The sequence below is a fragment of the Chroococcidiopsis thermalis PCC 7203 genome (assembly GCF_000317125.1).
Classification (GTDB): Bacteria; Cyanobacteriota; Cyanobacteriia; order Cyanobacteriales; family Chroococcidiopsidaceae; genus Chroococcidiopsis; species Chroococcidiopsis thermalis.
Genome location: NC_019695.1, coordinates 3019265 through 3044317, shown reverse-complemented (window position 1 = coordinate 3044317; position 25053 = coordinate 3019265). Strand labels below are relative to the sequence as shown.

Genomic DNA, 25053 nt, shown 5'->3' with positions numbered 1-25053 from the left:
GTGCTTATCCCGATCGAAGTGATTTTTCCACTACTAAGTATTGCTCATCGATATCTTGTTTATCCAACTTATCCGATACGTTCTCGTAGCTATCGCGTTTAATCGCCGCCGCATGACGCAGCAACACTGCACGGTCTTTGCGATCGCAGGTGTAATCAGCTATGGTGGCGATCGCTTCTAGCAAGCGAATTATCACTGCCACATCTTGTTTACCATACTGGCGAATTTGGTTAAAAGCAGCATCGACTAGACCTTCAAACGTGACTGGCTCAGCAATGACGCGCAACTCGTGCCGTTCGTCGTAGCGGTAAGGAGAGGGAAACTGACGCTGAACCAAGCGAGATAGCCCTGCACTCAGTTGGTCGATACACCGGATTGCGGTAAACGGATCGTTGACAGAGGGAGAAATGGCGCGTAAAGTAATTTCTACTAATTGGTTGATGGGAAACTCTACATCCTGCTGTTCGGTGCGTTGTTTACCTAAAATAAAGGCATCGTTAATTTTATTGGTTAATTGGCGATTTACCCGCTCTGGAGGATATGCCGTGACTAATGCCTGGTCTTTTACGACAAATTTTCCTGGGCGATAGTTGATGCGTAGCAATAGCCGCTCCCGACAGGCAATTTTCATTAATTCTTCGTCGTCGATCGCTTGCACGTAGCCACTGTTATTCGCTTTGATTTTGCAGGCTTCGGTATCAAAATTATCTGGAATTTCTGTTAATGGTTGTTTGAATTCCGGCTGGTTAACACCAATATGTTCGGGAAATAAGCGATCGACTGCGCGGTCTAGATCGGCTCCAGCTTCAGAAATAACGTGCGATGCTTGAATAATTGTCGAGGCATGATGGATGAAGTAAATTAACATCCCGATACTAACTAATGCTAGCCCTGTAGCAACTGTAATCGAGATTTGCGGTATGAAGCGATCGTAATCATCTCCATCGCCGCGAATCGTTCGCAGCACCAGCAAGCAGTAAATAAATGTGGCAATAAACGTGCCGAGAACCACCTGATTGCCAGTGTCTTGCATGAAGTTACGCAGCAATCGCGGTCCAAAATTGGCAGCAGCTAGTTGAAGTGCGACAATCGTAATCGAAAAAGCGGTTGCCGCAACTGTAATCATCGAACCAGAAACAGCTGAAAGTACCTCTCGCGCTCCATCTGTGCTACCAACGTAAATCCAACCCCAACTTTCTAGAGGTCCATAATAGCCTTCGCGATCGAGCGTTAGCATCGTCACTGCTAAGGCGATTGTGCTACCAGGGAAGTCATTTCTAAAAATGGCAAACGGTGAGAATTTACCCAAAATCTCACCTCAATATTGACTGTACTCGCTCCTAGTTCGCGCACAAAAATGTCTGGCTGGGGTTCTGCTTCGACTCCGGCAACTCCCAAAACGGCATTATGCAAAAATAGACTAAACGACTGACCAAAATTTTAGAGTTGCGATCCACTTCCCAACGTTGCGCCCCTACCAAAGTCAGACGACGCAAGCTAGCAGCAATCAACCAAGCAACAGCGATTGCTAGCAAAGCTCCCAAAAATGCAGGTAAATTGTCGATCGCATCCCGCTGAAACTGTCGTAAAGTAATCCAAAGCCGTTGTCCGACATCAATCGCTAATGGCGGACGCTCGAACGCTTGATTCAACTCTGCTGCCCACTGCTGCGCCAGCTTGTCTACAGGCAGATTAAAATCTTGGGCATCCTGTTGCGTTACGGTCATCAATACCCGATTATTCACCTGCAAGGTGGCAATACCTCTTCCAGGATCGGGAACAACGGTGACGGCGCTGCCAGTTTGTGACTGCGCCAAAATACCAGCAATGCGCCGATTTACAATTTGCGCTCGTTCGGTGGCGCTAAGTTCGCCCAAACTGCCAATTTGAAACACGGGCTGTCCTCTGACAATAACATCGGCAAAAAACAGCCCGTCGCTAGGAATTTCTTCTGGGGCGCTGGTTTGGGGGGTGACAGGTAAAGGAGAAATTTCCTCCTGCACTAATCCTTTGCTGGCTGGTAAAAGTAGAAAAATTGCGATCGCGATCGCAGTTGGAATGTTACGGGTGATGATGGAACGATTACCTGGTAAAAACAGAGTTGGCATTTCTAATAACGCAACACCGCAGCTAAAGAATTATTCCCAGGCACTTGCTCTGGCTCTACTGCATATACCGTACCGCCGTTAAAAAGTGTATGTAAAGCCGCTAAATCCATCAAGTCCTCATCCCCAGGCTGATGTTCTTCGTGTAACTCTACCTCGCTGGTATCGGGATGAAAGCGTCCCCACTTTTGCAACCCTACGGGAACAAACAAAGACTCAACTCGTTGGTAATAAGCAGAAGGAACGACTTCCCGAATGTTAGTTGCAGTTTTTCCCGTTCCGGCTAGTTCTTGATAACGGGCTGCGGTTTCTTGTTGCGATCGCTCGAAATGAGGCTGGACGATCTCCCACGCCTGTGCGTGTAATTCCTCTGCTTTGAGTTGGTCTGGATTTCTGGTCACGCCTTCATCGAGCAAGTAGGGATATGTGTTTGCCTGCTGATAAATTGGCAAGAGATAGTCAACACCTGCTAAAACTAAAGGCGATCGCCGATCTTTGAGCAATTCCTGCAAACCACTATCTACCTTGCGGAAGTAGCGCAGGATGTTTTCTTTTTGGTCGTCATTGCCAGCACCTTGACCGTGAAACATGGCAGCACGGTCGCCTCCTCGCCCTCCAGATGTCCCTGTATGGAACTGGAGGCTCTTTTCGGGGTCGTCGTACCGCAATGCCTCAGCAATACTAGTTGGCACATCTTCTAACTCAATTTCGCTGACACTGTAGCGCGTTCCTTGGAATAATCTCACTTGGTTTTGACTCAGTGCCAAGATGTAGAATTGTCCATCACCTGAAAGCAAAGGTAGTAAGGGCTTGAAGTGAAAGCGATCGGTGACTACTACAAGTTCGTCAAAATTGAGCGGCAAGCAGTAGTAACCAAACATATCTGCCGAGATGAAAATTGCCAGTCCATCACTCTGATGTTGCCAAAACTGGAAATCATCGAGCTGTTGCGCTCTTGCGAGTAAATCTCTGGCATCTTGCGCCCGCATTCCAGTGGCAATCAATTTTTCTTCTGCTTGGCGCATCAGATTCTTGAATCGAATCGGGTCTTGTTGCGTCTGCGTCCCCAGCTTATGAGTTGGCATGTAAATGGAAACGCAAGTCCCCGATTTATCAGATGCCAAAGTCAATAGCTCGTCAACTGAAATTAGTGAATTCATCTTTCCCCAAAATTGCGATCGAGCTGTAAATTTTACGTAGATGTAAATTGGTTGAGTTCGTGTAGAGACGCTATACGTAACGTCTCTACTTGAGATTGGTGCAGAACGAGAAGGCTAAATCTTAGCAGTAGAGATTTAAACTATCGAATCTCTTCACGTCGATCGACAATCTTTACTTCTGGATCGCCCGTCGTTGTATCGATAACATCGCGATCGGTTGTGGTTCTATCTACATATCGCTGCGTATCGCGATTGACAGTGGTGGAACCAACACTAGGCTGGGAATTGGATCCCCCAGCAGCATTGTATACCTTCCACTCATGAATGCCGCGATTCCTTAAGACATTGCCAGCTCGCTCGATCTGGGCTTGAGTACCTTCTAATATCACTAGGTAGTCCCCTTGGGAAATCCGCTTGTCATAAGCTTTGGCATCTTCTTCTGGAATACCCAACCCAGTCAAAGCTCCAACTATTGCCCCTCCTGCCGCACCGATGCCAGCACCAGCTAGAGTAGCTGCGATCGTCCCGCCTGCCAAGAATGGACCTACCCCAGGAATAACTAAAGCTTCCAGACCGACGAGTAAGCCACCGATACCACCCAACGCCGTACCAGTAACAGCACCAATCCCAGCACCTTCTTGAGCTTCAGTATTACCGCGTTCCGCTTCGGTGCGATTTCTTTTCAGCTCGTCACGATCTCGAACATCAACCCCAGAGATTGCTTCGTTACGGTCTGCATCTTTAGCCAGTAGAGAAACTTTATCCATCGAGAAGCCTGATTCTCTCAGTCCATTGAGAGCCGCTTCTGCTTCGTTTCTGCTAGAAAACGTACCAACAGCACGCTTGTATTGTTGAGTTACCATTTTTTCTCCTGAAACAATTGCAATTGTGCTTTCGCGAACTTAATTTTCTCAGTGGTGGCTTTCACGCGATCGCGCTGATTCGAGCAGATTTATTGCTCAAAGCGATCGCGTTAAACAAACAGTTATCCCACCTACTTCTAGCTTCAAACCTCAATGTGACCAGAAAATGACATAAGAGCGATCGAGATTGAGATTGAGATTTGAAAAACTCCTCAATTCGAGTGAACATCTAGCTTCGTCTGAAAATGGCTTAGAGAATTTAACGAAATTTAGACTTAGGGGTGATGCAACTGCATACGTTCAATTTATTCTATTAGTAAAGTAATAAATCCTTGGTTTTATATCAGTTACAAGCATTGGATTCAAGCCAAAATCTCTTTAGTAGTTGCTGCATGACTAGTCGAAAGCTAATGAATTAGCTTCTCATTTCCACTCTTTTGGCAAAAAGTATTGGTCAGTTCGAGCGGATTTAGATTACCGAGCTTTAGGTATTGAGGTGGAAGGTGGTATCTTGTGGTTTTGGATCGGGAGCCATGTAGAGTACGACAAGTTAATCGATCGGCTATAGTCAGCGCATAATAACCGTGTTGTAGCGAACAGAACTCAGATTCTAGCGACAATCGTACAAAGATTACTAGCAGCCGCTCAACCGCACTCGTTCCTTCATTCTGCTAATTGCGATCGCGGGATCGAACACGAGTTTCAAGGTTACTTACCTCTAGATGCTCAACTGCAAACCACAACAATCGTAATTGTAGGTCTAGTTGTAGGACATCTATCAATGTGGGAATTTGGTAAGTCATTAGCCGTCTTAGCCTTTATGGTATGCTGATTGAGAGCATGTGTCCTATATAAAATGGTTAGCCTTCCTCATCCGGTTCAATATCAAGGCAGTAAAAGAAATCTTGCTTCAGACATTTTGAAATTTCTACCTGAAACTATAGATAGGCTGGTTGAGCCGTTTGCGGGAACTGCTGCAATTAGTATTGCCGCCTCTTCTAAGGAAATTTCTCAAAATTTTTGGCTCAATGACTTAAATCAACCGCTAGTTGAATTAATACGGGCGATCGTAGAAACCCCTGAAGAAATAGCAACTGCTTATACAGATATATGGAACGAACAGCATAGCGATTCCATAGGGCATTACTATCAAGTTAGAGAGCAGTTTAATAAGACTAATGAGCCGCAACTTTTTCTCTATTTGTTAGCTCGATGCGTAAAAGGGGCTGTACGGTATAACTCTGAAGGTTTTTTTAACCAAAGCCCTGATAAAAGGCGAAAGGGAACTCAGCCTGACAAGATGAGAAAAAATATAGAAGGTGTATCTCAACTGCTGAAAAATAAGTGCAAATTCACATGTTGGGATTATAAAGACGTGCTAGCTGAAGTTAGACAAAGTGATTTCGTCTACATAGATCCGCCTTATCAAGGTGTGTGCGGCGATCGCGATTCAAGATATTTTGCTGGAATCAGTTTTAATGATTTTGTTCTTTCTCTTGAGGATCTCAACCAGAAAGAAGTAGCGTTTGCAGTTAGCTACGATGGTAAACGAGGGAACAAAACTTTTGGCAACTCGCTACCTGAAGAACTAGGGTTAAAAAAAATTGAAATTAAAGTTGGGCGATCGTCTCAAGCAACACTGTTGGGTAGAGACGAAGTAACAATAGAATCTCTGTATTTGTCGCCCTCCTTACTTCGCGATCGTATTTCAGGAATAGAGAGCTATATTAGCAGGACGCATAAACAGCTTACTCTATTGGACAAGCATGAACAGTTCTCAGCCGCTACCCAATGATTTCATACAACTGTGTCAGTCAGTGACTGCAAAAAGACCAAAAGCTGTTATTAATCACATTTTGCAACATGGTCTTGTAACTACGGAAGAACTTAAGAACATATACGGCTATAATCATCCTCCAAGAGCAGCAAGAGATGTTCGAGAACGTGGAATTCCCCTCGACACTTTCCGCGTTACAGGAAGCGATGGCAAAAAGATCGCTGCTTATAAATTTGGAGATGTTAGCAAGGCTAGGTTTTCTAGATTTTCTGGTAGAACTGGTTTATCGAAGCAGCTAAAGGACGAACTAATTAAGAGACATGGCTGTAAGTGTTTCATTTATTTAGAAGTAGTGGATAAGCGTGAATTGCAGATCGATCATCGTATCCCTTTTGAAATTGACGGAGAACCAGAGTTTTCACCTGAACACTTTATGCTGCTTTGTGGCTCTGCTAACCGAGCAAAGTCTTGGTCGTGCGAACACTGCGAGAACTGGAGTATTATCAAGGATAAGTCTATTTGCTTATCATGTTACTGGGCTTATCCAGAAAGCTATACACATATTGCCATGCAACAGGTGAGAAGAATAGATATAATGTGGCAGGAAGAAGAAATTGATATATATGAAAATCTGAAACAGCAAGCTACTGAACTAAATAAAGACATCCCTGAATTTATTAAAGAAATCATTGAACGAGAAATCGGTCGGAATCAAAACGGATAACAATTGATTCTCAAAATCGGATAGAATTGTAAAGATAATTAACTTTACAGTCTCCACTGCTTACTTCCTATTTTCACAATTCGATCGCAAAACTATCGCGCAGATGAAAATCGGCTTGCGTACCGCAATGAGTTAATGCCCAATATGTCATTTCACCAGATTGTGACTGAAGCACAGACGCGATCGCAATTTCTATTTTCTGCTCTATTTCTACAATTTTATCTAAATTGAGTTCGAGATTCAACAATAAATAATTGGGTCGATTATGCACGACAAATGGTAGTGATGTAAAGGCTGTTTCTGGTTGCATTCCTTGACGATAATCTTCAAAATGATAGATGTTCCAGTTTCCAGAAGGTGAAAGGTTAAATTCCCAATATTGGGAAGAATTTTCAATTCCAAGAAAAAACTCTAAGCACGTTTGCTGCCATAATTCGTCTTTACGAGCAGGCGAATCTGTTACTGCTGGAATGGCTAATTCTACCAACTGTCCCAAAATCTGGTATTGGATAGTAAGTTTATTGAATTGCCGATCTACAATACCTGAGATTTCAAGCTGAAGCGGTGGATTATCAGAGGGGAATGGCTTCAGAAAAAAAGTGCGAACGCTCATTTTAAACCTTGTTTTAAATCTCGCACGATCGCGCAAATAGGCGATTGTTGAGTTTCAATACTTTGAGTCAGCTGAAATTGTACCAGTGCCCTGACCAAATTATGTTCTGCATATTTCACCTTAGAGAAGTGAACGTTACCTACTAAATAGTCGGTAAAAAACCGCAATCCTAATTCAAAAGCTAACAATCGGATTGAGTCGTATATATATTCGTAATCTTTTTCAGTTAAAAAGTTTTTTGCTTGTGAAATATAGCCTTGTAAAATAGATTGGGCGAGTTCTGTTTCAAATCGTACTTCTTGCCATTGTTGAGTTTCTTCACCCAAAGAATTACAACTCGATCGCAGGCAATCACCGATATCGTAGTGGATTAAACCAGGCATGAGTGTATCGAGATCGATAACACTGACGGCTCGTCCTGTATTGGTGTCAAACAGAACGTTATTAATTTTAGGATCGCCATGCATTAAACGCAAAGGTAATTCTCCGCTGATTTTTGCATCTTCTAAAACACTTACCCAATTTCTACGAGTTTGAATAAACTGCAAACAAAAATCTATTTCAGGGGATTTGCTTTTGTCATGTTTTGCCAGCGCTGCATCATATTGTTGAAGGTAGCGCGGTGTAATGTGAAATCCTTCCAGCGTGACAGCTAGCTTTTCAGGGGGTAAATCGCTGATGAGATTATGAAACGTACCAAGGGCGTAACCAGCCTCTCTAGCGCGATCGCAATCTGTAATAGTGTCAAAAGATTGTGCGGCTTCGATAAAGCTAATTGCACGCCAGAATGCTCCTTCAGCATTCATCCAATATTCCCGATTATCCTGCGTTAGGATGACGCTCGGTATTTCCCAACGGCGATCGCTACTCCAATCTTGCAAGCGCTGGGTCGCATGGTCGGTAAAGACGCGCACATTCTGCATTACCAGTTCTGGCTGGTGAAATACATGCGTGTTAATGCGTTGTAGAATAACGTGTTTTTGAGTTGAGTTTCTCAGCGTGACGAGAAAAGTATCGTTGATATTACCGTTACCAAAAGCTTGAATCTCTACAATTTGACCTTCTACGTCAAATTGGCTGGCGATCGCCACCAGATTATCTATAGTTTTGCTTTTTAGATCGATCTCTTTTATCATATGTGTTCCGATTGTTGGTGCGTTTCGCTTATCGGTCGAATCACACCATTTGCCTTGCACTAAGACAAGCTGACAACCGGATATTATGCATCTATCTATAGGCTGAAGCAGGTAGCTTTTACTAAACTTTGCAATATCAGTTAATAGGGAGCAGGGAGTAGGGGGACAAGGAAGCAGGGGGGTAGAGCAACAATTGTCAACCATCAACTAACAACCAACGATTAATGACCAATGAGAAACAATTAACTACAGACAGGATTATGGGTTCCCCAGAATACAAATGGCTGGAATGGGCAAAAAAGCTAGAGGCGATCGCGCAAACTGGTTTGACTTATACCGAAGGAGTGTTTGACAGAGAACGCTACAAATCCCTACGGGCGATCGCGGCGGAAATTATGGCAACTTATAGTCATGTCGAGCCTAGCTACGTTCTCGATTTATTTTCTCAAGAGGTTGGTTATGCTACCCCAAAAGTAGACGTGCGGGCGGCGGTTTTCCAAGAAGATAAGTTGTTATTGGTAAAGGAAAAAGTAGATGGTTGTTGGTCGCTACCAGGAGGTTATGCTGACATAGGCAACTCTCCTAGTGAAGTTGTGGTGCGCGAAGTTCAGGAAGAATCAGGATATCTCACCCGCGCTGTCAAATTACTTGCTGTCTACGATCGCGATAAGCAGGGACATCCACCTTTCCCTTATGCTGTTTACAAGTTACATTTCTTATGCGAACTTATTGGTGGTTCTCCATCATCTAGCATTGAAACTGACGAGGTAGCTTTTTTTGGCGAAGATGAAATTCCTCCCTTGTCTTTGACACGGGTAATGCCTACTCAAATTACTAAAATTTTCCACTACCATCGCCATCCAGATTTACCAACTTATTTTGATTAACCTCAATGTAGAGACGTTACATGTGTAGAGGCGTTACATGTAACGCCTCTACACTGTCTTATTTTGCTCTAGTCACCAGTCACCAGTCACTAGTCACTGTTGTTCCATCCACTCAATACCTTCTTTGACTTTATGCCGCATTGTTGCTGCATCTGCATGATAGCGGCGACCGTGACCGGGTAATACCCATTCAAAAGAGTAATCTAACAAGCGATAGGTAGACTTAATCAGTTCTGACCAAGAATACCAGCAGACACCTGGAAAACCTGCTAATATTTGGTCGTCATCATCCCAAGCGATATGATCGCCTGTAAATAGAAACGTATCTTTGTAGAGTAAAACTGTATGCCCTTTGGTATGACCAGGAACGGGAATAACTAACAAATCGGGCGCTAATCGATCGGGTTCTGTACCAGCAATCTTAATTTCTATGTTGCGCGTACTGCTAGAAATTTCGTCTGTATGAATAACGCGATCGCAACCAAAACGATCGTGATATTTTTGATGATCGGCAACATCATCGCGGTGGGTGAGATAGATATACCGAATTCCCCCCATTTCTTCGATTCGTTTTACCAACGGCGGCGTAAAACGGGGCGAATCTACTAATACGTTGCCCTCTGGACGCACAATCAAATAACTCGCTGCCCCATAGGAATTTTCAGCATGATAGCCGCAGTGATAGACATTTTCAGCTACTAAAATTGGAAAACTTTCTTGTGCAGATTTGATATCTTTTGGCTTTTCTACCGTACCAATTGAACTGGTAGGACAAGCAAGTAAAGCTTGTAGCGCCTTCAGTCTTTCTGTTTCATTTGTTGGTTGATGGAAAACAATCGATTGTTCGCCAGTACGGTTAAATACTTCTGGAGTCATCCAACGACAGGTATCGCAATCAATACAGGTGGTATCGACATAAAAATCCCCATCTGTATTTTGAGGGCGACGCAAGTTTATATGAGCCATATCAAACCTCTTTACCCATAGCCCAATTCCTAGCTAGGTCATGGCGGTTAATTACATCATAGTCATTATGAGTATGAATTAACATTGATTTGTAGGGGCGCACAGCTGTGCGCCCTTACGAATTGATTGCGCCCCAATACATCGCAGGTTTTGATTCGATCCCCCCTAGCCCCCCTTAAAAAGGGGGGAATCATAGCCCCCTTTTTAAGGGGGTTGGGGAGATCTCCAAGGACTATGCGCTCTAACCGAGAAGTATTGGATTGCGCCTTACAAATTGATTGTGCCTTTACGAATCGATCGCGATCGCGGAAAATTGCTACTAACTGACCAAATCAGGAAACACCTGCTGCACGGCGGGATGGACTAGGCGATGATTTTGCACGTTAACACCAGCCGCTAAGAAAGGATTAACTTCCACAGCTTTCAGACCCAAATTTGCCAATTGCAACACGTATGGTAGGGTACTGTTATTTAATGCCTGAGTTGCCGTCCAAGGGACAGCCCCAGGCATGTTAGGAACACCATAGTGGACGACTCCCTCTTCTACATAAACTGGGTTGGTGTGAGAAGTTGGGCGTAAGGTTTCAATACAACCGCCTTGATCGACAGCAACATCTACAATCACCGCACCAGGATGCATTTGTTTGACTAAGTTGCGCGAGACGAGAATTGGCGCTTTACGTCCAGGGACTAAGACAGCACCGATGAGTAAGTCAGCTTGAGAGACAACAGCTTCAATCTGAGCGGAATTACTGTAAAGCAGCTCTACTCTAGAACCAAATATAGTTTCTAAGTAGGATAGGCGATCGACGTTGACATCTAAAATTTGTACGGCTGCACCCATTCCAACGGCAATTCGCGCCGCTTCCGTACCGACAACACCACCACCCAAAATGACAACTTTACCAGGTCTTACGCCTGGTACGCCGCCTAAAAGAACGCCCCGTCCCCCCTGCTGGCGTTCGAGAAACCGAGCGCCAAACTGCACCGAAAGGCGACCAGCAATAACACTCATGGGAGTGAGTAAAGGAAGTTTATTATTACCAGGTTGTTCTACAGTTTCGTATGCGATCGCCGTTACGCCACAATCAATTAAATGTTCGGTCAAAGCGCGATCGGCTGCTAGATGCAAGTAGGTAAATAATAATTGCTCTTTTTGCAAAAATTTATATTCCGGCTGGAGTGGTTCTTTCACCTTCACCACTAATTCTCGATTCCATGCAGCTTCTGGAGTGGAAACGATCTGCGCTCCGGCGAGCTTATAGTCTGTATCGGTAAAGCCAGCCCCCGTTCCAGCTTCAGTTTCAACAAAGATAGCGTGACCGTTTTCGTGCAGTACTCGCACGCTAGAAGGACTTAAACCCACCCGAAATTCTTGGTCTTTTGTTTCTTTGGGAACGCCTATTTCCATGTGCTTTTCTTTTTGCTTTTCTTTTGGTTGGATACTCCTCTCTCTAGCTTATGCTTGACAACTCTCATCTTGTGTGTAAAACATTGCGATCGGCTTTTTCAGTTGTCAGGAAGCAGGGAGCAGAGGAAGCGCAAGGTCGCGCTTGGGAGAATTTAATTCCGAATTCCGAATTCTCCTCACGCACCACTCACCACTCAACTACCAACTACCCATTACCCATTCCAAACTCTAAGTTACGATTTTCTTAACACTAGCTTGCAGAAAAAAGTGTCAAAATATATGTAATATGGTTAAAAATTGTAAACAAACATCGCGCTAGCTTCTCCAGAAGTTGTTAGACTTTCGAGGCTATTATCAACCGTGAGCTTTAGTAAATTCGTGTAATTCAAAGGATAAAAACATGACTGCCCAACCTCAACCAACAACTACACCTAGACTAGAAGAACCGAAGTTTGGCTTCAATGAGTATGCCGAGCGTTTGAACGGACGAGCGGCGATGATCGGTTTTTTATTGATGGTGGCGATCGAAGTTGTTACCGGACACGGCGTACTAGCTTGGCTGGGCTTGAAATGATTATCTAGCAGAAGTGCCGCTTGTATTGCTAGATATAGCGTTGACAGCAATAAGTTATGTGGGTGAGGTATATTGGTAGTACCTACAGAGCAAGATAGTACCTTAAAATACAAGCGGCTTTGAGCAGTAGGTCTTAGAATTATATCCAATCTGAGATAATAGCTGAAATAAAAGTAACCATATTGAAATGAACGCCGCACTACCTAGATTTTTGAAGTCAGCATATAGGAAAGAGCCGCTACCTGCCTTTTTGATCACGATTGGGGTAGTTAATGCAGTTATCGGCGGGTTTGGCGATCGCTGGTCGCTATTCACGCTCGGATTGGGAACTGTAGGAGTTGCGATCGCCCTCCGATGGTGGATAATTTCGCAGAAGCGACAGCCAGAAGCACCTCAACCCGTGGCTCAGCATTACTTACCCTACCACTCTTCTAATTCAGAACTACCACCATTATCTGCACCCAAGCAGAGAAGACGCAGGGAATAAGTCAAAAGTTAAAAGTCAAAAGTCAAAAGTCAAAATTTACCTCTTGTCTCTCGCCTGGCTCACTGACAACTGATAACTAGTCACTGTTTAAGTGCTGCTTTTAACATTTGCCGCACGTTGTCAAAACCACGTTGTAGGCGATTGGGATGATTGTATAAGCGTCCTAACAATAAAGTGCCTTCGATCGCATTCATCAGTTGTTCGGCTAAATTATCGGGATCGATATCAGAACATAACTGAGTTTGTCCTTGACGCAGTAATTGAGCGATCGCGAAATGCCATTGGTCAAACACCTGGATCAGATGTGTTTGAAATGATGTATCATATTTTGCTAAATCGACAATTAAGTTACCTAAGAAACAGCCGCCACAATCTGGTTCGGTAAGGTGTTTTGCTTCTAGGCGGTCGATTATCCACACCAGTTGTGCGATCGGATCGCTAGTATGTTCGGCAGCAGGCTTGATGATATGAGTCTTAATTTGCTGCCACTTATAATCAATCAGAGCGTGGGCTAATTCATCTTTCGACTGAAAGTAATTGTAAAAACTTCCAGATGAAGTACCGCTGACGCTAAATAATTCTTTGAGTCCCGTAGATTGAAACCCTTGATGATGAATCAGATCTAAAACCGAGGCTAAAATATCTTCGCGAGTCCGTTTCAGGTTAACCATTTAATCAGTTATCAGTTATCAGTTATCAGTTGTCGGTTACTTACGACTTACGCTTCTCCCTTGTCCCCCTTGTCTCCCTTGTCGTTGTCATAAACCTACACCCGCAACTCCTCAACAGCGCGGGTTTCGCGAGATAGGTGTAATTCTAGTTCGGCTTTGAGTTCGTGATAGGCAGGGTAGCGATCTAGACTTTCGCGCTTGCGGGGACGGGGGAAGGGAATATCGAGTACTTCGACAATTTGAGCGGCGGGACCCCGACTCATCATTACGATTTGATCTGATAGTAACAAAGCCTCTTCAATACTGTGGGTAATCAGAATTGCGGTTTTGTGTTGTTGCTCCCAAATTCGCGCAATTTCATCTTGCAAAAAACCCCGCGTTAATGCGTCTAAAGCACCAAATGGCTCATCCATCAACAGAATTTGCGGATTAATTGCCAAAGCTCTGGCGATACCGACTCTTTGCTTCATTCCTCCCGATAATTCATGGGGATGTTTCTGTTCTGCACCCCGCAACCCGACTAGATCGATATATTCGCGCACGATCTGTTTTTGCCGATCGCGAGACATCTTAGGATAAACCGTTTCAATTGCAAAGCGGATATTTTCTGCTACAGTCATCCAAGGCATCAGAGAATAATTTTGGAAAACGACACCGCGATCGGGACCTGGATGATGAATTGCTGTCCCATTCAGCATTACCACACCGCTAGTAGGTGGAGTCAAACCAGCAATAATGTTTAGTAAAGTTGATTTACCGCATCCAGAAGGACCGATAATTGAAACAAAGGTATTCGCTGAAATTTCTAAATTAATCTCAGCGATCGCAATATAATCCGGCGAAGTACGACGCAATAGCCGATCTACTAAGCTCTGTCTCCCAGGAAAGACCTTAAACACATCCTTCAGCACCAACTGAGTCGTGTCTTTAAGCGTAGGATCGAGTGTATCAGTATAGGAAATCATATTTGTAATGGGTAGTTGGTAGTTGAGAGGTGGCTGGTGGCTAGTGGCTAGTGGCTAGATTCTTTTTTTCGGTCTAGTCACCAGTCACTAGCCACTCTCTATTGGTAACTGGTCACTGACCAAAAGACACCCAACTGTGTAATAGTCCCAAGAGGCGATCGAGGAGAATTCCTACTAATCCGATAACGACGATCGCGGTAATGATGCTGGTGACATTGAGGTTGTTCCACTCGTTCCAAACAAAGCTGCCAATACCCGTACCACCGACAATCATCTCGGCGGCGACTATTACTAACCAGGAAATACCGATACTAATTCGCAATCCTGCTACGATTTGAGGTGCGGCTGCTGGTAAGATGACTTTGGCGATCGTCCGCCAGCGAGATGCTCCTAGAGTCCGTGCTACGTTGAGGTAGTCGCGAGAAACGTGGCTGACACCAAATTTGGTATTAATTAACGTGGGTGCAATGCTCGTAATTGCAATTACGAACAAGGCTGTTGCTTCAGAACTTTTGAGGATTGCTAATCCTAATGGCAACCATGCTAAAGGAGAGACGGGACGTAGCAGTTGAATAAACGGATCGACGGCTTTGGAAACGACTTCTGATAATCCGATCGCAATACCTAGAGGAATAGCGATCGCGGAACCAATGAGAAACCCGATCGTGACTCGTTGTAAGCTTGCTAGTAGGTGCAACCCAATGCCCTTATCGTTGGGACCGTTATCGTAAAACGGATCGACGATCCAACTCCAAAAGTCGGCGATCGTCCGACTGGCAGCAGGCATCACAGGAGAAAATAGCTTCAATTGCACTCCCAATTCCCATACGAGTAACAACGCAGTTAGCAGTAAAAAGAATAAAATTGTGGCTTGTAAATTGGGATTTTGGAGCCAAGGATGAGCTGAGAAATGCGATCGCTGCTTGGATAATCGTCGGGAGTTGTCCACTATTACCTCTAAACCTTGAACTGTTTTTTCTGTTCTTGTAAATAGGCTTCAACTTTACCAGGGTCAAAGTCACCATTTTTCAGTTTTTCGATCCGCGTAGACTCCGCAGGTGGATTTTGTCCCAATTCTTTCGCCAGTTCCCTTGCTAAATCTGTCATATAGACTTGGGTGGCAATTTCTTCATATTTTGCCTTTTCTGTCGGCATTAAATCCCAGCGTACCATTTGAGAAGAAATCCACTTGGCAAAGCTTTTCCACGGATAGGGATCGAAGCCAATCCGATCTGGTACGTCTAGTGTTTGTCCTAAACCATTGTCAAATTTACCCGTCAGCACGGCTGTAAGAACTGGTTCCGGCTGATTGAGATACTTGCGTTCGGACATTGCCTTGGCGACTTCCTGACGGTTTTCGGCGGCGTTGGCGTGTCCGGCGCTATCGATAATCGCTTTGTTAACGGCGCGGAAGGTATTCGGGTGGCGATCGATCCAACTTTGGCTAGCGGCAAACGCACAACACGGGTGTCCTTGCCACAGATCTTTGGTGAGTAAGTGAATGAAACCAATTTTCTCAAAGATTGCCCGTTGCCCGAAATTATCAGGCATCAGGAAAGCGTCAATTTGTCCTGCTGCCATTTTTGCGACTGAATCTGGCGGGGGAACGATTTCTAGTCTTACGTCTTTGTCTGGATTCAATCCCCCCGATGCGAGGTAGTAGCGCAGTAACAAATTATGCATCGAGTAGGGAAAAGGCAACCCGATAGTCATGCCTTTAAAATCTGCCGCAGTTTTGACTTTATCTTGATGTTTGCTGGCAACTGCGATCGATTGTCCGTTAATATTTTCAATACTGGCAAGTCGAATCGGGAAGGCAGAAGAACCCAAACCCAAAGTCATCGCAATTGGCATCGGAGACAGCATATGATATGCATCGAGTTCGCCGGCGATCGCAGATTCTCTTACTGCTGCCCAGTTTGGCATTTTCTTCAGCGTTACGTTTAACCCATGTTTTTTAAAAAATCCCAGCGGTTCGGCGGCAACGATGGGAATCGAACAGGCGATGGGAATAAAACCAATTGTTAAATCGGTTTTTTCTAACTTACTCGTAGCTGCGGCATTTGTAGAAGTTGCGTTTGGTGCTTGCGAGTTATTGTTACTGACGCAACTTGCAGCCGTGACAACTGCGGCGGCGGCGGCAACTTTAATTAAAAAATCGCGGCGGCGAAACTTGCTTAGACGGAGTGCATCGTTAAAAAACTGGGTTGAGCGATCGCCAAAGGCAGCCGCAAAAGCCTCTTCTAATCCTCCGGCAAGCTGGATCAAATCGTAGCAGATCTGGCGTTGTCCTGGTTCGGCGCGATCGAGCATCTGGAGTACCAGAGTCTTTCTGATTTCGGCTTGAGTTAATCCCCGTGCAAACTCTAAAGTTTCTCCTGAGTAGTGTCCCATTTTACACAGGTCGTCCACCAAATCTGCTGGATCTTGGGGCATTCCTTCTAGAAATTTTTGATGATCTGCAGCGATGTGCGAACCACCACAAGGACAGTTAGCGTTAGCGGAGCTTAACGAAGTTATCGTATCTAAATAGCTAAAAGACTCTAGTAGAGCCATCATAATTTTTTGTTGTTGGTTGTTGGTTGTTGGTTATTAGTTGTTAGTTGACGGTTGACGGTTATTATCTTCCTTGTCTCCCTTGTCTCCCCCCTCTCCCTTGTCTCCCCCCTCTCCCTTGTCTCCCCCCTCTCCCTTGTCTCCCCCTTCTCCCTTGTCTCCTATTTTTTGACTTTTAACTTTTAACTTTTGACTTCTCCATGTCGTGTAACATTTTTTTCAACTGTTTTAATGCTGGGGTGACGATCGCGACGAAGTATGATTCGCGTAGTTTTCTTTCGGCTATTCCACCGTGTAAGTAGCCTCTTGCGCCTACATGTAGCATGGCGGCGTTTGCTGCCCGTAGGGAGAGTTCTGAGGCATCAATTCGGGCTTGAATGATTTGTTTTAGTAAGGGGCGATCGCATCCTTGTTGGCTCATCTGGGTGGCGATCGCGTAGGTTTTCTCGCGGGTCGTTGCTAGACTAGCAGCTAGGTCTTCTACTTGGTCGTCTAGAAAGCAGTTGACGTGTCCGTAGCGTTGATTTGCCCGTTCCATAATTTGGATGCAACTAGCTACTAGACCTAAGCCCATGCCAACTTGCGTCAAGATAAACCCAGGACGGATACGATTGACGTATTCTTCGCAGGGGGCGGCGAGAATTAATTCATCTGGTACGAAGACATCGCGGAAGATGCAGCTGTAGGTATTGCTACCCTCTAAGGCGATGAAATGGGCGTTGCAACGCAGAGTCAGTCCTGTGAGTTCGTCGGAAACGATCGCCATGAGGTAGTCATCGCTATCTGCTAGTCTTGCAGCAATGCCAAAGTGATGTCCTGCACCTAAGTTGGAAACCCAAGGTAGCATCCCGTTGAGTACGTAACCTCTAGGTTGACGTTCGGCAACCAAAGCGATTTTCTCAATTCCAGCAAAGTGTTTCATTGGGTTGGATAAACCCGTGCCACCTAAAACTTTACCTGTAGCGACTAAGGGGAGAAGGTGCTGTTTGAGGTAGGTATTGTCACTATTCTGCATGTACCAGGTGCAGGCTATCTGACACCAAGTCATAAACCCAGTACACAAGCACTCTTGGGATATAGCTTCGATCGCTTGGACTGCTGCTTTTAAGCCGTTGCCAGCACCGCCATATTCTACCGCAACCGCCTGCCGATAACCACCCAATTCCCCTACTAGGTGCATGAAGTCACGGGGATATTGTCCTTTGAGATCGATGTCTGCAACTTGCGGTGCTAATTGGGTCGCGATCGCTTTATGCAATTCTGCCAGCATGGTTTCGGGTGCTTGCGTCTTTGCTACTGCGCGATCGGATAGATTTGAAACTGCTTGCATACTAGATACTAGAATTCCTGAGCGACAACACAAACTCATGTATATTTAAATTTCTTAACATTATGACTTGCTGAGATTGGCAAGTCTGTCTTCTCAGTATCAATTTGCGCTCAATTCAGAGTAGAGACGCAATAACTTACGTATGCATCTCTACACAAATATCTGCTACCTCTGTGACTGTCCTCTGTGTTCTACTGCTCACTTAAGAGCAACATCTACATTTACGGGTAAGCGAAATGTGTTGGCAACTGGCGACCAAAAATTTGCATGAGCCACTAGATCTTCTAGTTCCTCTTTGCTAGCATCTCCTTCTAAATCCACTTTGACGCGGACATCGGTGAATCCCAACCGCTTCTCTGCTAAGTCACCAATTCCCCAGACACCCGTGATATTGATGTCACCTTCTAGTTCCAGTTCTAGTTTTGTGAGCGTAATTCCCCGCATGACTGCGTTAGCATGAATACCCACTGATAAGCACGAACCCAGACAGGCTAGCATTGCTTCTGATGGATTGGGTGCTGTGTCTTGCCCTAGCAGGGTGGGAGGTTCGTCAATAACGTGTTCTGGTAAGTCTCGAACGTAGGTTAAATTGCGAAATTGTCCTTCACAAACCGTCTTCACCTTCAAGGACTTGACAACATTAGGATTTGCCTTAGCAGTCACCGCTAATTTCTCTAGCCCTTCTTTACTCACCGGACGCAGCGGCGCTTTTACTTCTGCCTTGACAGTAGTTTCAGTCATAGCCCTGACTCAATTAGAATGTTCTATCTAATTCAACCAGACTTTGTTTGGTAATGCAGTACACTAAGTTACCAAATGAGGGGAGCAGGGGGACAAGGGGGACAAGGGGGACAAGGGGGACAAGGGGGACAAGGGGGACAAGGGGGACAAGGGGGACAAGGGGGACAAGGAAGCAGAGAGCAGGTGGGCTTTGTGTGCAGGTGGGCAGAGGAGATAAAATAACTAACTGGTCAGGAGTCAGGAGTCAGGAGTCAGGAGTCAGGAGTCAGGAGTCAGGAGTCAGGAGTCACCCCACACCCTACACCCTACACCCCTTCTTCACGCACCACTCACCACGCACCACTCAATTACCCATTACCCATTACCACTTACAATTACTGTAAAATTTTATAGTCAAAAATGACCCAAAACTATTGTGACTTACTGCCTGGGCATCATTACCAAACACGGTTTAGTTATGGCGGCGGACTCGCGCACGAATGCCGGGGTAGACTACGTATCTACATATCAAAAGCTATTTGATTTTTCCCAGCCAGGAGAACGGGTCATTCTGCTCTGTACGGCAGGAAATCTTTCGGTGACGCAAGGCGCGATCGCGCAGATGCATAGAGATATTAGAATTCCAGAAGAGGCTAATTTACATACCCTGCCAACACTCTACGATGTCGCCCGCTACATTGGAGCTAAAATTCGGCAGATTCAAGAACAAGACCGGGTATGGCTGAAGCAAGATGGTATCGATGTCCAATGTACTCTGCTTTTGGGGGGACAAATTCAGGGACAACCGCCAGAACTATACATGATTTACAGTCAAGGCAACTGCATTCATGCCACTTCAGAAACTCCATTTATGCAAGTCGGCGAGACTAAGTACGGGAAACCCATTCTAGACCGCATACTGGATTTTAACACGACATTGGAAGCAGCAGCTAAGTGTGCGTTGTTGTCGATTGACTCTACGATGAAGTCTAATATTTCTGTGGGACCGCCAATTAATTTAGTGGTGTATGAAAAGGACTCTTTCAAAGTCCAACACGATTTGCGGTTGCGGTTGGGTGCGCCATATCTCACTAAAATTCGCAAGCAGTGGGAGACTTCGTTGCGGGAAGCCTTTGAGCGAATGCCTGATATTGATTGGGAACGCGATACGGGTGGAAATGTGGAAGAGTTTCTCGATCCTTAAATTGATTATGCGTTTGCGGAATCAAGGTGTGTTGTCCTGTTGTAAAATTCAAGAGAATTTGGCGATCGCAATTTAATCCACGTCACCAATTCTTCACATTTTCACAAACTATTCACCAAAGATTTCTGCTTTCTTCACAAACTATTCACCATTTTGGTTTAACTTCAAAATTAATCAGTAACAGAGGAGATTCACACCATGACTTCCTACATTCCTTTTGAAAACGCACTTATATTCCTAGCTGCTGCTTATTTGGCTTCTGTTTTCGGAATTATGGCTGTTTCTCAATTCTGCTTAGCAGTTATTGAAACTTCTGAAGAATCAGTCAAATAATTTGACAAATAGTATGTCTTGATACAGTATTTTTTAAAGCAACGTGCATACTGTTATCGAGAAAAATCTGGCTCTACAATTGCTGGAAAGTTAGCATAGTTGCGCCGCACCCAATCCATACCCACCTCGTTATTGAGTTTAATGTGTTGAGGTGTGTTGGTATAAAGTTTACTTAAGATATCTGCATCTTGCTCGATGACGACTTCTACTAGTCGCAAGAGGTTTCGTTTAATTAAATGAGCAATCGGGTGATGTGCTTTCACGAACATCAGAACGTAGACGCGAGAGTGAGTTTCTGATTCGGGAAGGTAAAAATGGCATTCTTTTAAGCTTAAAAGTGGACTCTCGCCGTGTACCATGCCCATGAATGGAAAGAAGTTTTCTAAATGAGCTTCTAATACTTGAGGCATTGCCAAGAGTCCAGGGTTTTTGAGAATATCTTGTAGATTTGGTTTTTTTCGCAGTTGTGCAATGTAGGCATGGGAATGCAATCCATCGTCAATAAACTGCTTCAGTTGAACTTCCTCAATTTCAAATAGCGATCGATGAGTGCCGTTTTGGTGGTTGTAGTCGTGCATATTTAGCAGTAGACTGAGAAAGTTGGTCTTAATACTGCGATCGCCCGTGTAACCGACAAATTCATACTCTGCTGCAATTTCGTTTAAAATTGTCGGAATTGGGATTATAGGCTCAAATCCACCGTAAGACCAAATAAAATCGCCTTGTACGATTAATTCTAACGGTTGTAATAAAGATTTAGTCGGTTTGTTAGTACCTGGTAAAACCGTACAGCCAGTATTATCAAATTCTAAGGCATGAAACGGACATGCGATCGCGCTACTACCATCAGATTTTTTCACGCACCACCCTTCCGATAACATTGCACCCATGTGCGGACATGCATTCGGCAAGCAACAAATGTTACCCGTACTATCCTGCCAAAGTACGTAGTCTTTACCGTAAAGCGACACCTTCATCGGCTGATTCGGCTTGAGCATAGAACGGTGCGCTAGCAGCCAGGGTGCGCCTTGTAGCATGATGCAAACTGCCTTGAAAATAACTTACTAATTAATTAGTAAGTTTAGAGAGATGAAGGGGCGATCGTCAAGCAATTTAGCTATTCTGATAACAGCTCGACAATTGGAAGATCTGCATAAGCAGCACGAATATCTTCTAAATTGCCAGGATTATAAGTATCCTGCCAAGAAAGCAAAAAGCGAGAGCCGATGTTTCTCAAGTTTGGTGGAATAGAAGATGTGGAGATCTCCCAATACCATTCTCCATCTAACATCCCTTTTCTAACTAGACGCTCAAGAATAACTCTTGTATAGCCACCATCTAAATGAAAATCAACCCTGACAGGTTCAAACCGCCAATACAGGCTCATAGAGTAAGTTAGGCTCGGCAGATACCTTATGATAAAGGTAAACAAAAATATTCAGTATGAATATCACCTTAAAACCAGAGCAAGAAAAGATAGTCCAGACTTTGCTGGCATCAGGTAAATTTAAGAATGTTGATGAAGTCATTCAAGCAGCACTGCACCTGCTAGAAGAAGATGATCGTGAATACCAGCAGTGGATGATTGAAACTCGCGCTAAGGTTGAGGAAGGAATCGCATCGCTCGAACGTGGGGAAGGAATCGATGGTGAAACATTTGTCAACCAGTTGTTAACAAAGTTCAAGCAGGCAAGAGAAGCTCAGCAATGAGTCAGTATATTATTTCTCAACCTGCCTCCCGCGATTTGCAAGACATTCTAAACTATTTTGCAGTAGAAAATGTAAATGCTAGTGAGCGCTTTCTACAGTCGTTCAATAAAAAATGTCAGCAGCTCGTTAGTTTTCCTAATATGGGACGACAGTATGATAATTTACGTCTCGGCTTACGAGGACTACCGTTAGATGGGTATATTATCCTCTATCAAGTTGGAAAAGATAGAATTGAAATCGTCAGAGTTGTGAGTGGTAAACGCAATTTAGAAACTCTGTTTGCAAATCCAGAAGAGGAATAGCAAACATGGCGCGATCGCACCCTATTAAAAAACAATTTCGAGATGCAGAAGCGACACAAAAACAGATTCTTGATGCCGCAGAATTAGAGTTTGCCAGACACGGAATTAAAGGTGCTAGAATGAGCGATATTGCCGATCGCGCTCAAATTACAACTGCGACAATTCACTACTATTTCGAGAACAAAGAAGGTTTATACAAAGCAGTCTTACAGCGTCCAGTTAACGAAGTTCAGGCGATGGTAAGTCAACTAAAACTAAACGATTTATCACCAGAAGAAGCACTCAAACAAATTATTCGAGTTGCGATCGCCTACGAAGCAAAAAACCCTCATCGTCAGATGCTTTGGTTTCAAGAAGCTAGTCAAAATCAAGGTTTTTATTTTAAACAAAGTAACGTAGAAAGTCTACATGAACATTTAATCCAAGTTCTGAATCGTGGTATGAAAGCAGGTTGTTTTCGTCCCCTCGATCCATTTTTAACATTAACTCATATTTTAAGCGTTTGTCTTTTTTACTTTACCGTACACGAAAATTGGAAACATTTAAATTCTGGGAGCGATCGCCTTAGTCAGGAAATGGTAGAAAAACATACTGAGGCAGCAATTGAATTTATTTTGGCAGCGGTAAAAAACTAATCTGAATCTGCCGAACAATATTTATCTATCTCAAACGTCATGTACATTTTATAATAATTGCTTCCTGAGAGTATACTTAAAATAACGCCAAGAAAAATTAGGGAGCTGAAACAAACGCTACGCCGAGCAGGTTTTACAGAACTTCCAGGCAAAGGAAGCCATACAAACTGGATACATCCTTTATATTCGGGAAAATTAACTATTTCTGGCAATGACGGAGCAGATGCTAAACCATACCAAGAAAAAGAAATTCAGCAAGCTATTCAAGAAATAGAAACTAGACAACAGGAATCGCACGAAGATGAGTGAAATGAAGTATAAGATGGTGATTCAATGGTCGAATGAAGATAACTGCTTTTTGGTAGGTTTTCCTGATTTTCCTGGGCAGACTTGGCGGACTCATGGAGCTACATATGAGTCAGCTGTAGCAAATGGTAGAGAAGCCTTAGAATCCCTGATAATGGCTTATGAAGCAACAGGCGAACCACTACCACAACCGACTATTCATCAAGCTGCATAGTTCATCCTTCTTGATCCTGCAACACTGTTTTTGACACGATGCGAGTTTTCTTGCGATCGCTTTCTGAAAGTTCTTCTCCCGACTGCAAGCGTGTGGCGTTATCTTGCAACACAGTAGCGGCACTGCGATCGCCCATTTGCAAGGCAGTTTTAGCCGCAGTTTGTAACATTGTCGCCGCGCCAGCGCGATCGCCTTGTTGTAATTTCAATTCGGCTAGCTGTGTTTGACGATATTTAGCCAATGCCAAAACATATTGCTGTACTTGCGGATTATTTACAGGTTTATAATCCCGTACCACGTTAATTTCTACCGGAATATTGTCAGAGAGCAAATTAGTTTGGTCAACCGCCGGATCGTCATAGCAGATTTGGACGCTAGCAATCGTGTGTTTGCCTTCCGGTAACTGACTGATATACATATTTGCTAACACCACCCGTTCGGAGTCCTTCATCAAGTCTCCCAAGCGCACGGTGTAACGTCCGTAGGTATCTTGTTGTATGGGTAATTCAATTGCATCTGGCGCAACTTGGGCAATCGGCTTGAGTTCGGCGAGTCGTACTTTAGGAATAAACGATAATAGCAGGTAAGCATTTGTCAATTCCACGGCTTGAATGCGATCGAATAACCGCCCGAACTCCTCTAGAATTTGCTCTGGGTGTTGGATGTAAGATAAACCGCCACCGCCCGCATCGGCAATTTTTTCTAAAATATCTTGGTTCCAATAATCGCCAAAGCCTAAAGTGTTGAGGGTTAAGTTGTAGCTAGCTGCCAGTTGTGCCAATTTCAGACAGCGATCGTTGTCACCGTGTTCGTTTTCTCCATCCGTAAGTAAAAACGCCTGGGAAATGGCTTCTTTCTTGCCTTTCCCTAGTTCTTCAATTCCCAATTTCAGCCCTTCATCGATCGCCGTGCCACCTTCAGCATATAAACGGTCGATTTGCCGTTTAATATAGTCAGGATTGTTAACCGTTTGGTTGGGTACGATTACCTTGGCGCGGTGATCGAAAACGACAATTGAGAGGCGATCTTCTGGCTGGAGTCGATCGACTAGTGTTTGTGCCGCTTGTTTAACCGTTTCAATCGGTTGTCCCTTCATCGAACCACTTTGGTCGAGAATTAAGCAAAGATTAAGCGGAACTTGCCGCTGCGAATTATTTGCGATCGCAGAAATTGATACAGCCAATTGTCGCTGACTTGTAGCTTGATGTGCGTCTAAATTGACATCGTTCAGGGTAGGCTGCAAGCTAACCTTCATACCTTTCGTCCTATCTAACCAGATGTGATATCAACTGCTCCACAGCCCCATACTGTTGCTACGGAAAAGTTATGTTAAGTCCATCTCTATTGTCAATTACAGAATATCCTATGTGCTTCTATCTCGGATGCGATCGCAACCTCAAATCC

The 25053-nt window shown here is 44.3% G+C and carries 33 protein-coding genes; 15 read left to right on the top strand and 18 right to left on the bottom strand.

Translation table 11 applies throughout. From position 1 onward, the window contains the following. Positions 1-4: 4 nt before the first annotated feature. The 5 genes from CHRO_RS13415 to CHRO_RS13400 all read right to left on the bottom strand — a co-directional run bounded on the left by CHRO_RS13415 (position 5) and on the right by CHRO_RS13400 (position 4128). A complete protein-coding gene (locus tag CHRO_RS13415; RefSeq protein ID WP_342669334.1) occupies positions 5-1285 on the bottom strand; it encodes a DUF2254 domain-containing protein in 1281 nt (426 codons plus the stop codon). Continuing rightward, positions 1246-1353, bottom strand: a complete 108-nt coding sequence (locus tag CHRO_RS34790) for a hypothetical protein (RefSeq protein ID WP_342669322.1) — start codon at positions 1351-1353, stop codon at positions 1246-1248. Before CHRO_RS34790 ends, CHRO_RS13415 begins: the two co-directional genes overlap by 40 nt. Further along, positions 1341-2108: a hypothetical protein gene (locus CHRO_RS13410; RefSeq protein WP_051033233.1), complete on the bottom strand. Its 768-nt coding sequence runs from the start codon at positions 2106-2108 to the stop codon at positions 1341-1343. The genes CHRO_RS34790 and CHRO_RS13410 overlap by 13 nt, the downstream gene beginning before the upstream one ends. Before the next feature lie 2 nt (positions 2109-2110). Then, positions 2111-3265, bottom strand: coding sequence for a baeRF7 domain-containing protein (locus CHRO_RS13405; RefSeq protein WP_015154750.1), 1155 nt, complete (start codon positions 3263-3265; stop codon positions 2111-2113). Positions 3266-3405: 140 nt separating this feature from the next. Next, entirely contained in the window at positions 3406-4128 is a 723-nt protein-coding gene (locus tag CHRO_RS13400) for a hypothetical protein (RefSeq protein WP_015154749.1), read from the bottom strand. Between the two features lie 17 nt (positions 4129-4145). Between CHRO_RS13400 and CHRO_RS32200 the strand changes: the two genes are divergently transcribed. The 3 genes from CHRO_RS32200 (at position 4146) to CHRO_RS13390 (ending at position 6629) form a co-directional block, all read left to right on the top strand. After that, on the top strand, positions 4146-4298 hold the full coding sequence (locus tag CHRO_RS32200; protein ID WP_181824330.1) for a hypothetical protein: 153 nt from the start codon (positions 4146-4148) through the stop codon (positions 4296-4298). A gap of 686 nt (positions 4299-4984) precedes the next feature. After that, entirely contained in the window at positions 4985-5923 is a 939-nt protein-coding gene (locus CHRO_RS13395; protein ID WP_015154748.1) for a DNA adenine methylase, read from the top strand. Then, complete coding sequence (locus CHRO_RS13390) at positions 5895-6629, top strand: HNH nuclease (RefSeq protein WP_015154747.1); 735 nt, start codon at positions 5895-5897, stop codon at positions 6627-6629. Before CHRO_RS13395 ends, CHRO_RS13390 begins: the two co-directional genes overlap by 29 nt. 73 nt (positions 6630-6702) lie before the next feature. Here CHRO_RS13390 and CHRO_RS13385 read toward each other — a convergent pair whose 3' ends face one another. Further along, a complete protein-coding gene (locus tag CHRO_RS13385; protein ID WP_015154746.1) occupies positions 6703-7242 on the bottom strand; it encodes a DOMON-like domain-containing protein in 540 nt (179 codons plus the stop codon). Then, positions 7239-8378 (bottom strand): phosphotransferase enzyme family protein, encoded by a 1140-nt coding sequence (locus CHRO_RS13380; protein ID WP_015154745.1) that lies wholly within the window; start codon positions 8376-8378, stop codon positions 7239-7241. Before CHRO_RS13380 ends, CHRO_RS13385 begins: the two co-directional genes overlap by 4 nt. Before the next feature lie 224 nt (positions 8379-8602). On the opposite strand from CHRO_RS13380, the gene CHRO_RS13375 reads away from it, so the two are divergent. Then, positions 8603-9265 (top strand): NUDIX hydrolase, encoded by a 663-nt coding sequence (locus tag CHRO_RS13375; protein ID WP_015154744.1) that lies wholly within the window; start codon positions 8603-8605, stop codon positions 9263-9265. Between the two features lie 93 nt (positions 9266-9358). Here CHRO_RS13375 and CHRO_RS13370 read toward each other — a convergent pair whose 3' ends face one another. Together CHRO_RS13370 and ald are read right to left on the bottom strand one after the other, a co-directional pair. Further along, on the bottom strand, positions 9359-10231 hold the full coding sequence (locus tag CHRO_RS13370; RefSeq protein WP_015154743.1) for an MBL fold metallo-hydrolase: 873 nt from the start codon (positions 10229-10231) through the stop codon (positions 9359-9361). A gap of 319 nt (positions 10232-10550) precedes the next feature. Then, on the bottom strand, positions 10551-11642 hold the full coding sequence (gene ald, locus CHRO_RS13365) for an alanine dehydrogenase (protein WP_015154742.1): 1092 nt from the start codon (positions 11640-11642) through the stop codon (positions 10551-10553). Positions 11643-11692: 50 nt separating this feature from the next. Between ald and CHRO_RS32195 the strand changes: the two genes are divergently transcribed. From CHRO_RS32195 to CHRO_RS13355, 3 genes are all read left to right on the top strand, one after another. Further along, positions 11693-11890: a hypothetical protein gene (locus CHRO_RS32195; RefSeq protein ID WP_146138866.1), complete on the top strand. Its 198-nt coding sequence runs from the start codon at positions 11693-11695 to the stop codon at positions 11888-11890. Positions 11891-12042: 152 nt separating this feature from the next. Continuing rightward, positions 12043-12216 (top strand): chlorophyll a/b-binding protein, encoded by a 174-nt coding sequence (locus CHRO_RS32190; protein WP_015154741.1) that lies wholly within the window; start codon positions 12043-12045, stop codon positions 12214-12216. 187 nt (positions 12217-12403) lie between these two features. Beyond that, complete coding sequence (locus CHRO_RS13355) at positions 12404-12703, top strand: hypothetical protein (protein ID WP_015154740.1); 300 nt, start codon at positions 12404-12406, stop codon at positions 12701-12703. Positions 12704-12783: 80 nt separating this feature from the next. On the opposite strand, the gene CHRO_RS13350 is transcribed toward CHRO_RS13355, so the two are convergent. The 6 genes from CHRO_RS13350 to CHRO_RS13325 all read right to left on the bottom strand — a co-directional run bounded on the left by CHRO_RS13350 (position 12784) and on the right by CHRO_RS13325 (position 18966). After that, positions 12784-13374: a TetR/AcrR family transcriptional regulator gene (locus CHRO_RS13350; RefSeq protein WP_015154739.1), complete on the bottom strand. Its 591-nt coding sequence runs from the start codon at positions 13372-13374 to the stop codon at positions 12784-12786. A 95-nt stretch (positions 13375-13469) separates the two neighbouring features. Beyond that, positions 13470-14339, bottom strand: coding sequence for an ABC transporter ATP-binding protein (locus CHRO_RS13345; protein ID WP_015154738.1), 870 nt, complete (start codon positions 14337-14339; stop codon positions 13470-13472). Between the two features lie 112 nt (positions 14340-14451). Further along, entirely contained in the window at positions 14452-15288 is an 837-nt protein-coding gene (gene ntrB, locus CHRO_RS13340) for a nitrate ABC transporter permease (RefSeq protein WP_015154737.1), read from the bottom strand. A gap of 8 nt (positions 15289-15296) precedes the next feature. Further along, positions 15297-16898, bottom strand: a complete 1602-nt coding sequence (locus CHRO_RS13335; RefSeq protein ID WP_015154736.1) for a CmpA/NrtA family ABC transporter substrate-binding protein — start codon at positions 16896-16898, stop codon at positions 15297-15299. A 172-nt stretch (positions 16899-17070) separates the two neighbouring features. After that, positions 17071-18225: an acyl-CoA dehydrogenase family protein gene (locus tag CHRO_RS13330; RefSeq protein WP_041462469.1), complete on the bottom strand. Its 1155-nt coding sequence runs from the start codon at positions 18223-18225 to the stop codon at positions 17071-17073. Between the two features lie 198 nt (positions 18226-18423). Continuing rightward, on the bottom strand, positions 18424-18966 hold the full coding sequence (locus tag CHRO_RS13325) for an OsmC family protein (RefSeq protein ID WP_015154734.1): 543 nt from the start codon (positions 18964-18966) through the stop codon (positions 18424-18426). Positions 18967-19019: 53 nt separating this feature from the next. Here CHRO_RS13325 and CHRO_RS32185 point away from each other — a divergent pair, with 53 nt between their 5' ends. The 3 genes from CHRO_RS32185 (at position 19020) to CHRO_RS34335 (ending at position 20482) form a co-directional block, all read left to right on the top strand. Continuing rightward, positions 19020-19349, top strand: a complete 330-nt coding sequence (locus CHRO_RS32185) for a hypothetical protein (protein WP_181824329.1) — start codon at positions 19020-19022, stop codon at positions 19347-19349. 32 nt (positions 19350-19381) lie between these two features. Continuing rightward, on the top strand, positions 19382-20149 hold the full coding sequence (locus CHRO_RS13315) for a proteasome-type protease (protein ID WP_015154732.1): 768 nt from the start codon (positions 19382-19384) through the stop codon (positions 20147-20149). Between the two features lie 198 nt (positions 20150-20347). Beyond that, on the top strand, positions 20348-20482 hold the full coding sequence (locus CHRO_RS34335) for a hypothetical protein (protein WP_015154731.1): 135 nt from the start codon (positions 20348-20350) through the stop codon (positions 20480-20482). Positions 20483-20535: 53 nt separating this feature from the next. On the opposite strand, the gene CHRO_RS13310 is transcribed toward CHRO_RS34335, so the two are convergent. Then, positions 20536-21519 carry a Rieske 2Fe-2S domain-containing protein gene (locus tag CHRO_RS13310; RefSeq protein WP_015154730.1) on the bottom strand — a complete coding sequence of 328 codons (984 nt, stop codon included), beginning with the start codon at positions 21517-21519 and terminating at the stop codon, positions 20536-20538. 80 nt (positions 21520-21599) lie between these two features. After that, positions 21600-21869, bottom strand: a complete 270-nt coding sequence (locus tag CHRO_RS13305) for a hypothetical protein (RefSeq protein ID WP_015154729.1) — start codon at positions 21867-21869, stop codon at positions 21600-21602. Between the two features lie 56 nt (positions 21870-21925). Here CHRO_RS13305 and CHRO_RS13300 point away from each other — a divergent pair, with 56 nt between their 5' ends. From CHRO_RS13300 to CHRO_RS13280, 5 genes are read left to right on the top strand one after another with little or no spacing between them, the layout of a single operon-like run. After that, positions 21926-22192, top strand: coding sequence for a ribbon-helix-helix domain-containing protein (locus tag CHRO_RS13300; RefSeq protein ID WP_015154728.1), 267 nt, complete (start codon positions 21926-21928; stop codon positions 22190-22192). Beyond that, the gene (locus CHRO_RS13295) at positions 22189-22494 is read left to right on the top strand and encodes a type II toxin-antitoxin system RelE/ParE family toxin (protein WP_015154727.1); all 306 of its coding nucleotides are present in this window, start codon (positions 22189-22191) and stop codon (positions 22492-22494) included. Before CHRO_RS13300 ends, CHRO_RS13295 begins: the two co-directional genes overlap by 4 nt. A gap of 5 nt (positions 22495-22499) precedes the next feature. Beyond that, positions 22500-23129, top strand: a complete 630-nt coding sequence (locus tag CHRO_RS13290) for a TetR/AcrR family transcriptional regulator (protein ID WP_015154726.1) — start codon at positions 22500-22502, stop codon at positions 23127-23129. A gap of 57 nt (positions 23130-23186) precedes the next feature. Continuing rightward, positions 23187-23438, top strand: a complete 252-nt coding sequence (locus CHRO_RS13285) for a type II toxin-antitoxin system HicA family toxin (protein WP_199755403.1) — start codon at positions 23187-23189, stop codon at positions 23436-23438. Continuing rightward, positions 23431-23649, top strand: coding sequence for a type II toxin-antitoxin system HicB family antitoxin (locus CHRO_RS13280; RefSeq protein ID WP_015154725.1), 219 nt, complete (start codon positions 23431-23433; stop codon positions 23647-23649). Before CHRO_RS13285 ends, CHRO_RS13280 begins: the two co-directional genes overlap by 8 nt. Before the next feature lies 1 nt (position 23650). On the opposite strand, the gene CHRO_RS13275 is transcribed toward CHRO_RS13280, so the two are convergent. Next, positions 23651-24904: a vWA domain-containing protein gene (locus CHRO_RS13275; protein ID WP_015154724.1), complete on the bottom strand. Its 1254-nt coding sequence runs from the start codon at positions 24902-24904 to the stop codon at positions 23651-23653. Between the last annotated feature and the right edge of the window lie 149 nt (positions 24905-25053).